Annotated in this window: 10 protein-coding genes; 5 read left to right on the forward strand and 5 right to left on the reverse strand. The window is 67.1% G+C overall.

Going from position 1 to position 14,185, the window contains the following annotated elements; all coding sequences use genetic code 11:
* Positions 1 to 9: 9 nt before the first annotated feature.
* Entirely contained in the window at positions 10 to 1,017 is a 1,008-nt protein-coding gene (locus tag SFA35_RS10300) for an HAD family hydrolase (RefSeq protein ID WP_414058511.1), read from the reverse strand.
* 125 nt (positions 1,018 to 1,142) lie between these two features.
* Here SFA35_RS10300 and SFA35_RS10305 point away from each other — a divergent pair, with 125 nt between their 5' ends.
* The gene (locus SFA35_RS10305; protein ID WP_320577902.1) at positions 1,143 to 2,243 is read left to right on the forward strand and encodes an AI-2E family transporter; all 1,101 of its coding nucleotides are present in this window, start codon (positions 1,143 to 1,145) and stop codon (positions 2,241 to 2,243) included.
* A 57-nt stretch (positions 2,244 to 2,300) separates the two neighbouring features.
* On the opposite strand, the gene SFA35_RS10310 is transcribed toward SFA35_RS10305, so the two are convergent.
* Together SFA35_RS10310 and SFA35_RS10315 are read right to left on the reverse strand one after the other, a co-directional pair.
* Positions 2,301 to 2,558 carry a hypothetical protein gene (locus tag SFA35_RS10310; RefSeq protein WP_320577903.1) on the reverse strand — a complete coding sequence of 86 codons (258 nt, stop codon included), beginning with the start codon at positions 2,556 to 2,558 and terminating at the stop codon, positions 2,301 to 2,303.
* A gap of 82 nt (positions 2,559 to 2,640) precedes the next feature.
* Positions 2,641 to 3,300 (reverse strand): hypothetical protein, encoded by a 660-nt coding sequence (locus SFA35_RS10315; RefSeq protein ID WP_320577905.1) that lies wholly within the window; start codon positions 3,298 to 3,300, stop codon positions 2,641 to 2,643.
* A gap of 437 nt (positions 3,301 to 3,737) precedes the next feature.
* Between SFA35_RS10315 and SFA35_RS10320 the strand changes: the two genes are divergently transcribed.
* Together SFA35_RS10320 and SFA35_RS10325 are read left to right on the forward strand one after the other, a co-directional pair.
* Positions 3,738 to 9,257 (forward strand): AAA family ATPase, encoded by a 5,520-nt coding sequence (locus SFA35_RS10320; RefSeq protein ID WP_320577906.1) that lies wholly within the window; start codon positions 3,738 to 3,740, stop codon positions 9,255 to 9,257.
* A gap of 98 nt (positions 9,258 to 9,355) precedes the next feature.
* On the forward strand, positions 9,356 to 9,766 hold the full coding sequence (locus SFA35_RS10325) for an ester cyclase (protein WP_320577907.1): 411 nt from the start codon (positions 9,356 to 9,358) through the stop codon (positions 9,764 to 9,766).
* Here the strand turns inward: SFA35_RS10325 and SFA35_RS10330 are convergent, their stop codons facing one another.
* Positions 9,767 to 10,219, reverse strand: a complete 453-nt coding sequence (locus tag SFA35_RS10330; protein ID WP_320577909.1) for a MarR family winged helix-turn-helix transcriptional regulator — start codon at positions 10,217 to 10,219, stop codon at positions 9,767 to 9,769.
* Between the two features lie 196 nt (positions 10,220 to 10,415).
* Between SFA35_RS10330 and poxB the strand changes: the two genes are divergently transcribed.
* Positions 10,416 to 12,134, forward strand: coding sequence for a ubiquinone-dependent pyruvate dehydrogenase (gene poxB, locus SFA35_RS10335; RefSeq protein WP_320577910.1), 1,719 nt, complete (start codon positions 10,416 to 10,418; stop codon positions 12,132 to 12,134).
* Between the two features lie 19 nt (positions 12,135 to 12,153).
* On the opposite strand, the gene SFA35_RS10340 is transcribed toward poxB, so the two are convergent.
* Positions 12,154 to 12,921, reverse strand: a complete 768-nt coding sequence (locus SFA35_RS10340) for an SDR family NAD(P)-dependent oxidoreductase (protein WP_320577913.1) — start codon at positions 12,919 to 12,921, stop codon at positions 12,154 to 12,156.
* Between the two features lie 131 nt (positions 12,922 to 13,052).
* On the opposite strand from SFA35_RS10340, the gene SFA35_RS10345 reads away from it, so the two are divergent.
* Positions 13,053 to 13,973, forward strand: a complete 921-nt coding sequence (locus SFA35_RS10345) for a LysR family transcriptional regulator (protein ID WP_320577915.1) — start codon at positions 13,053 to 13,055, stop codon at positions 13,971 to 13,973.
* Positions 13,974 to 14,185: the final 212 nt, after the last annotated feature.

Consider the following 14,185-nt stretch of genomic DNA (forward strand, 5'->3'; position numbering starts at 1 on the left):
GGAGGCGGGCTACGGGGCCTCGAACGGGTAGACGCGCTTCCAGTCCCTGGCCATATCAACGACGGTCCAGCCTCGCTCGTTCGCCTCGTCCAGCGCCTTGTTCAGCGTGCCGACTCTGGACTGGCGATCATAGGCCCACTCGCGTCTCGCGTCGGTGTGGTGCACCAGGCCGGCGAAACGCTTGCCGCTGCCGGCGGCGGTCCACTGCAACATCTGCAGGTCGCCGTCGGAATTGCCGAACGCCAGGATCGGCCGCCGGCCGATGATCGCTTCGATGCTCTCCGGTTTGCCGGGGCCGTCGTCGTTGTGCGCAAGCTTGGGCAGTCGCAGGATGGACGGTTGGCCTTCATCCGGCTGAAACCGGGTCTGGAATGTGCTGCCGATCACCTGTTCCGGCGGTATGCCGTAGACCTGCTCGGCAAAGGCGCGCATGAAGGCGACTTCGCCGCCTGACACGATATAGGTCTTGAAGCCGTTTGCCCGCAGGTAGTCGAGCAGTTCCAGCATGGGCTGGAAGACCATTTCGGTATAGGGTTTGCCGGTTTTTGGGTGCCTGGCCTGGGCCAGCCAGGCCTTGGCATTGGCCGTGAAGGCCTCGCTGGTGATGCCGGTGCTGGTGGCCGCGACGATTTTCAGTAAACCGTCGACGCCTGCTGCAGCCAATGCCTGACGGTCATTTTCCAGCACCGCCTTGAACGGCTGCGTCGCTTTCCACTCTGGATGTTGGGGCGCCTGGCGCTTGACTTCATCGAGGGCGAACAGCAGCTGGAAATACAGCGGTTGCTCGCTCCACAGCGTGCCGTCGTTGTCGAACACCGCGAGGCGTTCGCCGGGGCGGACGAAGTCCTGGCTGCCCTCGGTGGTCACGGCCTGGACGAAACGGGTGATCGAAGCCTTGGCTGGCCCGTCGTTCCACGAGGCCAGGGGTTCGCCGGCCTGGGCCAGCACGGGCAGCAGCAACGCCAGGGTCATGCAGCGCAGCCAGTTCACACAAAGGATTGCTTTCAATGTGATCATCCTTGAAGAAATTCTCTGGAGGAATTCTTTGAAGAAAGTGTCGGATGCCGCTCGTGCAGCCTGCGGGCCTGCACCAGTATAGGATGCATAACCGTTTTCCAAGTCACGTTGCCGGAGCCTGCCCCATGAATGCCTTGTCACCCCGTTCCGGGGCCCTGTCCCGGGTACTGCTCGATGTACTGATCCGCGCCGGCTTGATCGCGGCGCTGGCGATGTTCTGCTTCGACCTGTTCCGGCCCTTCCTCAACCTGGTGATGTGGTCGCTGATTCTGGCGGTCACCCTCTACCCGCTGCACCAGCGGTTGGCCGCGCGGCTGGGCCAGCGCCGCGTCATCGCCTCGATCATCCTGGTGGCCCTGGGCCTGGTGTGCCTGATCGCTCCTGTGGGGCTGCTGGGCGCTTCGATTGCCGAGACGATTCGCACCGGGGTCAAGTCATTCGAAGCCGGGCAGCTGGAGCTTCCCGCGCCCCCGGCCAGCGTCGAGCAATGGCCGATGGTGGGCGAGCCGCTGTACTCGCTCTGGCTGCAGGCCTCGCAGAATCTGACCTGGGCATTCCAGCAGCTGATGCCGCACCTCAAGGGCTGGAGCGGCATCGCGCTGCATCACGCGGCCGGCATCGGCACCGGCATTGTCACCTTCCTGCTGGCGTTGCTGATTGCCGGCTGGGTCATGGCCGAAGGCGCCGCCGGGCGACGGGTGGCGGAGGCGATCGCCTCGCGCTTGTTCAATCCGGCACTGGGTCCGCAGATGGTCGACCTGTGCACGTCCACCATCCGCGCCGTGGCGCAGGGCGTGGTCGGTATTGCGTTCATTCAGATGGTGCTGCTCGGGGTCGGCTTTGTGGTCATGGGCATCCCGCTGTCGGGGCTGCTGGCACTGATCATCCTGCTGATGGGCATCGTGCAGCTGCCCGTGGTGATCGTCGTGGTGCCGGTGGTGATCTACGCATTCGCCCATTTTGGCAGCGGTGTCGGCACCATTGCATTTGCGGTGTGGACGGTGCTGGCCGGGCTGGCCGAACACGTGCTCAAGCCGTTGCTGCTGGGCCGAGGGGTGGCCGTGCCGATGCCGGTTATCTTGATTGGCGCGCTGGGAGGGATGATCAGCAATGGCATCATTGGGCTGTTCATTGGCCCGGTGATGTTGGCGGTGGGGTATGCATTGTTCAATCGCTGGGTGCAAGGCCCTGAACCCGTGCCGAGCGTGATCCTGCCGGCTGATTGACGCGAAGCCAACCAGGCTCGGTCTGCCAGGGCGCAAGGCCATGGCAGACCGCAGGGGTCACTTCTTCTTTTTCGCAGGCTTGTCGGCTTTTTCGGCCTTGTCGGATTTCTTCGACTTTTCCGGCTTGCTGTCAGCGGATTTCAGCGACTTTTTAGGCGCATCATCCTTCTCCTTGTCTTTCTTGTCGGAAGACTTGGACAGGGCAGCCGAGGCAGCCGACTTCTTCAACGGCGAAGCCTTTTTGTCTTTCAGGTCTTTGCTGGTTTTCGCAGCATCACTTTTGCTTTTCTTGTCATCTTTAGCCACGGTAACCACCTCTCGAATTTTGCCGTTATTGGCATATTGCCCAGCTAATTTTGCATGGACTGAACATTAGGCGACCGTCTACCAAGGCGGTTCAGATTTTTTTCAAAGGTTCGGTCGGCGGCTGGGTAAAGGTTTCCTGGTGCAGGGTGGAGGCGGGGTCGACCGCAAGCTCGGCCTCGTCAGCGCGCACCGGAACCCGAGTGACCCGAGCGGGTTCGGCTTTGCCCACCAGCACATCCTCGCCGGCCGTCGGCACCGGCGCGTGGCTGGCGGCGTTGTCGAGGTTGCGATCCAGGGCCTGCGAACGGTCGATGTCCAGGTGAGTGCCGGCCAGATGGGTAGTGGCGCTGACATCCGCCCCCTCGGCATTCCACGACGCGGAGCGCTCATCGATATCGATCGCGCCGTGGCGCTCGAGGATCTCCTCCACCAGGTCAGCCTGTTCGTCGGTGACGGTCGTCACGGTCAGCACCGTGGCACCGCGGTGATAAGCCTGGGTATAGGCCACACCGTGGCGGTGGGGCTTGTCATCTGCATCGTTGCCGAACAGCGAGCTGAAAAACTGGCTGATCTTGTGCCCGAGCGACTCGTCGTGCGCCGGCTCGGCCGTGCTGGTCACGGTGGCCGCCGCCTGCTCGGAGGATGAAGACAGCTGGATCTTGCTGTCCAGCACCTGCTGGACCAGCAGTTCGGCTTTGGCGGCCTGGGCGGCGGCTAGGGTATCGAAGGCAGCTACTAAAGTGTGAGTCATGATGGATCTCGCTGTTTGAGCCTGATGTTCATCGGGCAGCTCGGCCGGCGGTGCCCCAGGCCTAGGGGGCCATGGCGCGTTCGGCGCGCTGCATCTGATCAGCTGAGTGCTCGTTTCGCGGTTCCGTTCAACCCATGCGCCGGGCGGTGTGTAGTCTCGAATTGGAAGGCGGCGCTCCTTCCAGAAGGCAGGTTCACTTCCGCATGGAGTGGGGCCGGCCACCCTGATCAATCAAAAAGCTCCATAAGTTATAAGTAATCAATATAAAAAACGCCCCATCCTTAATAGCGTTTTAAGTACTTACCCCAAGGGATAAGATCGTTGTTCATTATCGTCTTACTTTATCTTTTCACACTTTGGTTTTTATGCTGTCATGCCTCAAGTTGACAATCCAATGAATTAATCGCTCAGCCAGCACCAGGACGGTAACCGAGCCCATGACCACCAGGCCCCCCCACAACCCGCTGAGCCCCCAGGCGCATGCGCGGGCGCAGGTCGAAGGCTTCGATGAACACTGGCTGCGGCATCTGCATTGGACGCTGCTCGACGAAGACGGCGGCCTGGTGCGCTGGCGCGTGCGTTCGCCGATCGCCACCCGCGACTGGTTGATCCTGCGCCCGCGTTCGGACGCCAGCGACGCCGACTTTCGCCGCATGGAGCGCGAGTGGAACCTGGCCGGTGAGCTGCACGCCGCCTGGGCGCTGGTGCCGGTGGCCCAGCTGCACACCCCGGAAGGTCCGATCACGGTGTTCGACGACCACGGTGGCCAGCCGCTCACGGCCTTGGCCGACGGCAAGATTTCGGTGGAGCGCTTCCTGCGCCTGGCCACTTCGGCGGCGGCGGCCTTGGCCGGTGCGCACCGCCACGGCCTGGTGCACTGCGACATCAAGCCGGCCAACCTGATGCTGGGCCGCGACGATCAGGTGCGCCTCAGCGGTTTCGCCCTGGCTCGGCGCCTCGGCGAGCACCCGGCCAGTGCCGGCGGCATCTACGGCAGCCTGCCCTACATGTCGCCCGAGCAGGGCGGCCGGCTGGCGCAGGTGGCAGACCAGCGCAGCGACTTGTACTCCCTGGGCGTGAGCTTCTACGAACTCTTGACCGGCCACCTGCCGTTCGACGCCCACGACCCCGTGGCCTGGCTGCATCAGCACGTGGCCGTGCCGGCGCCAGCCCTGTCGCTGTGGCGTGACGACCTGCCGCCGGCCTTGCAGCCGCTGCTCGAAGACCTGCTGGCCAAGACCCCGGACGCCCGCACGGCCAACGCCGATGCCCTGGAGCTGCGCCTGCGCGAAGCCTTGAGCGAGTGGAACGAATTCGGCCACCTCAGCGCCCAGCGCCTGGCGGCGACGCCGGCGCGGACCCAGCACGAACTGCCCTTGCCCAGCCGCACCGCGCTGCTCAACCAGTTGATCGACGCCAGCCAGCGCCTGCAACGCCGGCAACCGGGTGGCGTGATACTGCTCGGCGCGGCGGCTGGCATGGGCAAGACCACGCTGGCCAGGCAACTGCGCCGGCACCTGGGCAGCAGCCCGGTGCTGTTCGCCGGTGCGCGCTTCGAGGCCGGCCAACAGCATCGCCCATACGCGGCCATCGCCGGCATGCTCGGGGCGCTGCTCGCGCGCCTGGCCGGGCTTGGCGCCAAGGCGCTGGCCGACTGGCGCGAACGGCTGTTGGCCGCCACCGCGCCCCACGGCCAGCTGCTGGCGCGGCTGGTGCCCGAACTGGAACAGGTCACCGGGCCGCTGCCGCCCAGCAACGAGCCGGCCGAAGGCGATGCGCGCGGCCGTCTGCGCCACTTGCTGTTGCGCACCTGGCGCGCCTTGACCGGCCCGCAGCATCCCTTGATCGTGCTGCTCGACGACCTGCACTGGCTGGACGACGCCAGCCTGGCGCTGCTCTGCGAGTTGCGCCGTGAAGACTTCGACCACCTGTTGCTGCTCGGTGCCTGCCGCGATGACCAGGCCCATCGCAACCCGCTGCTCGAGCAGTGGATCGCCCACTGCCACAGCCTGCAGATCCCCTTGACCCTGTTGCCCCTGCCGGACCTGACCCTGGCCGACACCCGGGCGCTGGTGCACGCCTGCCCGGGCGTGGCGGAGGCGCAGGTGGACCAGCTCGCCGAGTGCCTGCACCCGCGCACCGCCGGCAATCCCTTGTTCATCAGCCAGCTGTTGCAGGCGATGCAGGAGTTGCCCCATGCCGGCGAGGGGCAGGCCGATGCCGCGCTGTCGGACATCTTCGCCCTGATGGGCACGCGCCTGGCCCGGCTGCCCGAACGTACCGCGCAGCTGCTCTACCGCATGGCGCTGTTCGGCCAGCACGCGCCGCGCGCCGAGCTGGCGCTGGCCGGGCAGCTGTCGGTCAACCAGCTGCCGCCGGTGCTGGCGCCGGCGATCCACGCGGGGTTGATCCGTGAGGACCACAGCGGCTTGAGCTTCTGCCACGACAGCGTGCGCGACGCCGCGCGCGCCCTGCAGCCGGCCGAACGGCACGGTGCCGAGCACGCTGCCATTGCCTGGCGCCTGGTCGGCAGCCTCGGCCCGGCGCCGAGCTCGGACAGCCTGTTTCGCCTGGCCGCGCAGGTGCTGCAGGCAACCGTGAGCGGGTTGCCGGCGCTGTGGCGGCGGCGCTTTATCGAGGTGCTGGCGCAGGCCGCGCTGCGCGCCAAGGAGGCCGCCGCCGCACCCTTTGCCCTGCAGTACCTGGCCCAGGCGCAGCACCTGCTGAGCCTCGACGGCCGCCAGCGCGACCGCGACAGCCAGTATCAGCTGGGCTACCTGCAGGCGCAGTGCCTGATCCTCAACGGCGACTACGGCCAGGCCGACGCGCAGATCGTCGAGCTGCTCGAGCTGGCCCGCAGCGCGGTGGCCGTTACGCCGTTGTACCTGCTCAAGAGTGAGGTCATGGCGCTGGCAGGGGACTATCCGGCGGCGGTGCAGGCGGCGGTGGACGGCCTGGCGGTGGTCGGCCTGCGCATCGCCAGCGACCCGGACGACGCCCAGGTGCAGGCCGCGGCGCAGGCGCTCGACGAGCACCTGGCCGGGCGCAGCATCGCCAGCCTGATCGACCTGCCCGAGCTGGACAACGCTACGGTCGCCCGGCAGATCGAGCTGCTCGCGCGGGCGGTGATTCCTGGCTCGTTCATTCGCGCCAACCTGATGTTCGTGCTGCTGTGCCACGCCGTGCGCCTGACCCTGCAACACGGCATCAGCCCAGCCGGAGCGCAGGCGTGCGCCTGGTTCGGGGTGGCTTCGGCGCACCGCAACGACGCCCATGCCCGCGGGTTGCAGTGGGCGCACCTGGCGCTGCAGCTGGTCGAGCGCCACGCCTATCACCCGCACAAGGCCCCGGCGCTGCTGGTACTCGGCCAGCTGAGCGTGTGGCAGCAGCCGTTGTCCCAGGCCCTGGGCTATGCCGAGCAGGCCCTGCGCGAGAGCCTGGCCAGCGACATGCCGAGCATGGCCTGCTACGCCAACAACCACATCGTCTCCGACCTGCTGGTGATGGGCGCGCCGATCGAGCGCATCCTGCGCCAGATCGACACCGGCCTGGGCATGGCGCGCAACCTGGAATTCGCCGACTCGCAGAACATCCTGTTCATTCAGGCGCTGTACATCCGCCGCCTGGCGGGCACCCCGCAGGGCGCCGTGAGCATCCCCAGCCGTGCCGAGCTGGGCCGCCGCCTGGCGCACACCCGTCATGGTCGCGCGCTGTTCTGGTGGAGCCTGTTCGAGGGTCTGTTCTTCTACCTGGAGGGCAACTTCGCCGAGGCCGGCGCGCACCTGGACCGCGCCTGGGCGCAGAGCTGGGTGACCCCGGCGCACATTCACCTGATCGACCTGGCGCTGTTCTCGGTGCTCAACGCTGCCGCCAGTCTCGGCCAGGCCGCCGGGGCCGACGTGCAGGCCCGCGCGACCCTGCAGCGCGGCATGCAGCGCCTGCGCTATTTCGCCGACCTCAACCCCAGGGCCTTCGCCGACCGCCATGACCTGGCCCTGGCCGAAGTGCTGCGCGCCGACGGCCAATTGCTCGAAGCTTTGCAGCAGTACGACCGCGCCATCGCCCGGGCGATTGCCTGCGGCGCGGTGCACATCCAGGGCCTGGCCTACGAACTGGCCAGCCGCTGTCATCTGCAGTTGGGGCTGCAGGTGTCGGCCCGCGCACACCAGCGCCAGGCCCGTGACGCTTGGCGGCGCTGGGGTGCGCTGGCCCTGGCCGAGCAGATGGAGGCGGCCCATCCGCACTTGCAGACGGCACCCAGCGCCACCCGGGCCTCGGTGGAACTGCCCGGCGGCCAGCAGCAACTGGACCTGTTGTCGATCACCAAGGCCTGCCAGGCGCTGTCGCGGGAGATCGAGCTGGACCGCCTGATCGAGACCTTGCTGAGCAACACCTTGGTGCACGCCGGGGCCAGCCATGCCGTGCTGCTGTTGCTCGACGAGGGCGGCTTGCGGGTGCGCGCCAGCGGCCAGGCCGGGCATGGCGGCGTGGAGTACAGCGCGCACAACCATGTGGCCGAACCCGAGGAGCTGCCCCTGAGCCTGATCCGCAGTGCCGTGCGCGGCCGCCAGCCGCTGGTGCTCGACGACGCCGGCAGCCACCCGCGCTTCGCCGACGACCCCTACCTGCGCCGCCACCCCTGTGGCTCACGCCTGTGCGTGCCCTTGCTGCAGCAGAACGAAAGCATCGGCGCGCTGTACCTGGAGAACCCACTGACCTACGGGGTGTTCAGCCCGGCGCGGGTCGATGTGCTGGAGCTGCTGGCCGCCCAGGCGGCGATTTCCATCAGCACCGCGCGCCTGTATCGTGACCTGCTCGAAGAGAACCGCAGGCGCCGGGACAGCGAGGCCACCCTGCGCACCTCGCGGGCGCTGCTGGCCCTTGGCGAGACCGGAGGGCGGCACGGTTCGTTCATCTGGAAGCCGGCGCTGGACCGCTCGTTCTGGTCGCCCGAACTGTTCGCCCAGCTGGGCCTGGTGCCGGCGCCGAGCGCCCCCGGGCAGGCGCGCCGGCTGGAGCTGGCGGCCCACGTGCACCCCGACGACCGCGCGCGCTTCGACCGCACCTTGCAGCAGGCCAGCGCCGCGCACGAGCCCTTTCGCCTGGACTTTCGCGTGGTCAGCCAGGGCGGCGAGATCTGCCACCTGCAGGCCTTGGGCGAACCCGATGGCGAGCAGCTGTACCTGGGCGTGGTCTTCGATGTCAGCGAGCGGCGCCGCACCGAGGCCGCGTTGCGCAGTGCCCGCGCCGAGCTGGGGCGCACCAGCCAGGCCACGGTGCTGGGCGAGCTGGCGGCGTCGATCGCCCATGAGGTCAACCAGCCGCTGACCGCGATCCTCAGCAATGCCGGCGCCGCGTTGCGCTGGTTGCGCCGCGACACCGCCGTGCTCGACGAGGCGGTGGCGAGCCTGGAAAGCATCGTGCTGGACGGCCAGCGCACTGCCGCCATCGTCGGCGCCCTGCGCGCCCTGGCCCGCCAGGCGCCACCCGAGCGCCAGGCGCTGGACCTGGGCGGGCTGATCCGGCATGTCCTGAGCCTGACCGCCAACGAGCTGCAGGACCGCTACACCACGGTGGCCCTGGACCTGGCCGACCTGCCGCCGGTGCAGGCCGATGCCGTGCAACTGCAGCAGGTGATTCTCAACCTGGTCAATAACGCCGCCGACGCCGTGCAAGGCCTGCCGCCCCTGGCGCGGCGCCTGCGGGTGCAGACCCGGGCGATTCCCGGCGGTGTCCTGGTGCTGGTGGAAGACAACGGCTGCGGCCTGGACGCAAGCCTCGGTGGCGACATCTTCAAGGCTTTCTTCACCACCAAGGCCAACGGCACCGGCATGGGCCTGGCCATCTGCTCGTCGATCGTCACGGCCCATGGCGGGGTGCTCTTGGCGCTGAGCGGGCGGCAGGGCGAGACGGTGTTTGCGTTTACCTTGGCGGGTGGGCAGGGCTGGCCCGGGTAGGTCAGAGCGTTCAGGGCTTGGCTCTTCCCATCGCTTGTTAATATACAGTCAGACTGTATATATTGGACCTTCAATCATTGATCGATCGAGGAGGCCCCATGTCGCAAGCCAACAAAGCCGTCGTCATTGCCTTCAATCAGCAGGTCATCGAACAGTGCAGCCGCACGGCGTTCGAGTCGCTGGTCGCCGAAAACTTCGTCAACCACTCGGCGCCGCCAGGCCAGCCCAATGGCCGTGAAGGCTTGTGGAACACCTTCAGCCGGGTGCTGCACCCTGGCCTCACCGGGCTCAAGGTCCAAGTGCTCGACCAGATCGCCGAACACGACAAGGTCACCAGCCGCAAACGCATCACTGGCCGCCACAGCGGTACGCTGCTGGGCGTGGCCGCGACCGGGCGCGAAGTGGTCATCGAGGTCATCGACATTGTGCGCATCGAGCACGGCCAGTACGTCGAGCACTGGGGCATCAACTCGTTGCCCAGTGTGCTGGCGGCCTTGCAGGGTGCCTGATCAGCCGGGCGCGGCGTTGGTCAGCAGGCGCTCGAGGATCTGCACGGCACCCGCCAGGGTCTGGCGTTCGGCGGCGCTGCTGTGCGCAAGCCTCAGGGCCAGCCAGTCGCTGCGCTGCAGACGGTCCTGGGCCAGCGCCGCGCGGCCTGCTGCGCTCAGGGCAATCAACTGCTTGCGCGCATCGCCGGGGTCGGCGGCGCGGGTCACCAGGCCTTGCTGCTCCAGCTGCGCGACCACCAGGCGCATGCTCTGGTGCTTGACGTGCCGGTGGGCGGCCATGTCGCTGATGCTGCTGGGGCCGTGGCGATCGAGCAGGCCCAGGGTCTGCGACTGCGCCGAGGAGGGCGTCTGCGCGCCGCTGCGCACCTCGCGTACCAGGTTGCCGATGACTCGGCGCAGGTCTTCGGCCAGTTGCTCGGTGGGCAGAGAGTCTTCGTGGCGGGGGTTGAGCATGTGCAACGGTTTCTCGGGCGGGATGGGAGGCGGGTCAGGATAGCTCAGTCTGTCAGGCGGGCGGCCGTTTTGGCGGCCTTGTCTCCTTCCACCTGGCCAGCAGAGGGCGTGACAAGAGTTTCACAAACGCGCTGGAACGCCCTGCCAGAGCGGTACTCAGATTCTTGCACTCACCCACTTCAAGGAGCCTGCACCCATGCCTACCGCTGCCGATTTCATGGTTGAAACCCTCAAGCACGCCGGCGTCAAACGCGTCTATGGCGTGGTCGGTGACTCGCTCAACGGCTTCACCGACTCCATGCGCCGCCTCGGCGGCCTGGACTGGATTCACATGCGCAACGAAGAAGCCGGCGCCTTTGCCGCCGGCGGCGAGGCGCACCTGACCGGCGAGCTGGCGGTGTGCGCCGGCAGCTGCGGGCCGGGCAACCTGCATCTGATCAACGGGCTGTTCGACTGCCACCGCAGTGGCGTACCGGTGCTGGCCATCGCCGCGCACATCCCCAGCAGCGAGATCGGCATCGACTATTTCCAGGCCACTCATCCCGAGTCGTTGTTCAAGGACTGCAGTCACTACGTCGAGCTGGTCTCCAATCCCGCGCAGTTGCCGCAGGTGCTCGAGCGCGCCATGCGCGTGGCGGTCAGCCGCCGGGGTGTGGCAGTGGTGGTGATCCCCGGCGATGTCGCCCTGGCCCCGCTGGAGGCCAGCGTCAGCCAGTGGCATGCGCCTACGCCGCCAGTGGTGGTGCCCGAGGCCGCGCAGCTCGATGCGCTGGCCAGCCTGCTCAACAGTGGCCAGCGCATCACGCTGCTCTGCGGTGCCGGCTGCGCCGGAGCCCACGCCGAAGTGGTGGCGCTGGCCAAGCAGCTCAAGGCGCCGATCGTCCACGCCCTGCGCGGCAAGGAACACCTGGAGTACGACAACCCGTTCGACGTCGGCATGACCGGGTTGATCGGGTTTTCCTCCGGCTTCAATGCCATGAAGGACTGCGACACCCTGCTGGTGCTGGGCAGCAACTTTCCCTACCGGCAGTTCTACCCCGAACATGCGCGCATCGCCCAGATCGACCTGCAGCCGGAGGCTCTCGGCAACCGTTGCTCGCTGGCCCTCGGCCTGATCGGTGATGTCAGGCACAGCCTGCAGCAGCTGCTGCCGCGGCTGCATGAACGCACCGACAGCTCCCACCTGAACAAGGCGCTGGCCGACTACGCCAGCGCGCGCAAGGACCTGGACAGCCTCGCCGAGAGCGGCCCGAACAGCAGCATCATCCACCCGCAATACGTCAGCCGGCTGGTCAGCGAACTGGCCGCCGAGGATGCCGTGTTTACCTGCGACGTGGGCACGCCGACCGCCTGGGCTGCGCGCTACCTGAAGATGAATGGCAAGCGCCGCCTGATCGGCTCGTTCAATCATGGATCGATGGCCAACGCCATGCTCCAGGCCATCGGCGCCCAGGCCAGCCATCCGCAACGCCAGGTGGTGTCGATGTCCGGCGACGGCGGTTTCGCCATGATGATGGGCGACTTCCTGACCCTGAGCCAGGCCAACCTGCCGGTCAAGGTCATCGTGCTCAACAATGGCACCCTGGGTTTTGTCGAGATGGAGATGAAGGCCGGTGGCTTCGTCGACGTCGGCTGCGAGCTGAAGAATCCCAACTTCGCCACCTTTGCCGAGGGCATGGGCATCAAGGGCATCCGCGTGGAGAAACCCCAGGACCTGGAGCAGGCCTTGCGCACCGCGTTCGCCCACGATGGCCCGGTGCTGGTGGATGTGGTCAGCGAGCGCCAGGAGTTGATCATGCCGCCTGAGATCACCGCCGCCAACGTCAAGGGCTTTGGCCTGTTCATGCTGCGCGCGGTGCTCGATGGCCGGGCCCGGGAACTGGTGAGCCTGGCCAAGAACAACTGGTTGCGCTGAGCCGCAGGGCCCCGGCAGGTCAGATCTGTGCCTGGCCGCCGTCGACGAACAGCTCGATGCCGTTGACGAAGCTGGCATCGTCCGAGGCCAGGAACAACGCGGCGCTGGCGATCTCGTCCGCTTCGCCGACCCGGCCCATGGGGATCAACGACGCCAGGTAGTCCAGCAGGCCCTGCTGCTGCGCCGCGTCGGGACCGGCCAGGTCGACCAGGCCAGGGGTGCGGGTGGCGCCGGGGCTGATGGTGTTGATGCGCACTTGCCGGTCCTTGAGGTCCAGGATCCAGTTGCGGGCGAAGGCCCGCACGGCGGCCTTGGAAGCGGCGTAGACGCTGAAAGCGGCGGTGCCCGAGCTGCCCGCCGTCGAGCCGGTGAGGATCACCGAGGCCTTGGCTGCCAGCAGCGGCAAGGCTTTCTGCACAGTGAACAGTACGCTCTTGACGTTGCGCTCGAAGGTCTCGTCGAAGTGCTGCTCGGTGATCTCGCCCAACGGCACCATCGAGCCGCCGCCGGCGTTGACGAACAGTACATCGAGATGGCCATGGGCAGCGCCGATCTGGCTATACAGCTGGTCCAGTTGCCCCAGGTGGGTAGAGTCGACCTGCACGCCGGTGGCGTTGCCGACCGCCGCGACGGCGGCGTCGAGTTCGGCCTGGCGGCGGCCGGTGATGTAGACGTGAGCGCCTTCGGCGGCGAACCGCTTGGCGGTGGCCAGGCCAATGCCGGTGGTGCCGCCGGTGACCAGGGCGATCTTGCCTTCGAGCTTACGAGTCGATTGGATAGCCGTCATGATGTTTCTCCACAGTCGTTGATGATCAGTTGGATTGAGTTGCGGTGTGGGAGAAGCATATCGACGGCCGTGAGACTTCAAAATAGAATTGTCGGCAATATATCGTTGCAAAAATGAAAGGATAACCAGGGATGAGCAAGCTTCCGGATTTCGAAGGCCTGGCCATGTTTGCCAAGGTGGCGGAGGAGGGCTCGTTCGCGGCGGCGGCGCGGGTGACCGGGGTGTCGGTGCCCACCGTGTCGCGCGCCGTGGCGCGCCTGGAAGAGCGCCTGGGTGGACGCCTGTTCAATCGCACCTCGCGGCAATTGGCGTTGACCGAGTTTGGCGTCAGCCTCGCGGCCAGGGCCGGGGACATCTATCGGCAAGCCGAGGAGGTGCAAAGCGAGGCCCAGGAGATGGCCGTGCAGCCGCGTGGCCAGGTGCGCCTGGCGGTCCCCATGTCGTTCGGCCTGCGCTGGGTGGCACCGCTGATGCCGCAGTTGCTGCGCCAATACCCCGAGCTGTCGGTGGATCTGCACCTGTCCGACGCCTCGGTCGACCTGATCGCCGAAGGCTTCGACGCGGCGCTGCGCATTGCCGTACTGCCCGATTCTTCACTGGTGGCGCGGCGCATCTGCGCGGTTGCGCAATACCTGGTAGCGTCCCCCGGCTACCTCGCCGAACACGGCCACCCCGGCCACCCACGGGAGCTGGCCGGCCGCCGCTGCCTTAGCTATGCCTACCGCGCCCGCAGTCAGGTGTGGCGTTTTACCCACGGCGATGGCGCTGAAGAAGACGTGGTGCCCAACGGGCCGCTGCGAGTGACCAACGCCGACGCGCTGTTGCCCGCGCTGCTCGACGGCCAGGCCATCGCCGAGCTGCCGGAGTTCATCGCCAGCGAATACCTGGCGGACGGGCGCCTGGTGGAGGTGTTGCCCGAGTGGCACATGATGCGCGGCGGCCTGTACTTCGTGACGCCCTCGGCGCGCAGCCGCCCGGTGAAGATCAAGGCACTGTCGGACTTTTTCGCCAGGCACCTGGCAGAGCCCAGCTGGCGATGGCCGTCCTCATGAACCTTCATGACGGAAAGGATAGAGCCGGCGGCCATCGCGTGATCGAGCCCGCAAGCCAACCGGCCTGACGGCCTCTCGGGGCTTCGCCCCTCTCACCTTGACTGCGTCGCCAACGGGAGGGTGCGAGCGTCTCGGGATAGGGATAGGGACCCGCGTCCCACCCAGCAACGTCAGCGGACATCGTCCCGCGTGGCCCCACACCGCAGGCTTGA

Origin of the sequence: Pseudomonas sp. HR96 (genome assembly GCF_034059295.1) — a bacterium.
GTDB lineage: Bacteria > Pseudomonadota > Gammaproteobacteria > Pseudomonadales > Pseudomonadaceae > Aquipseudomonas.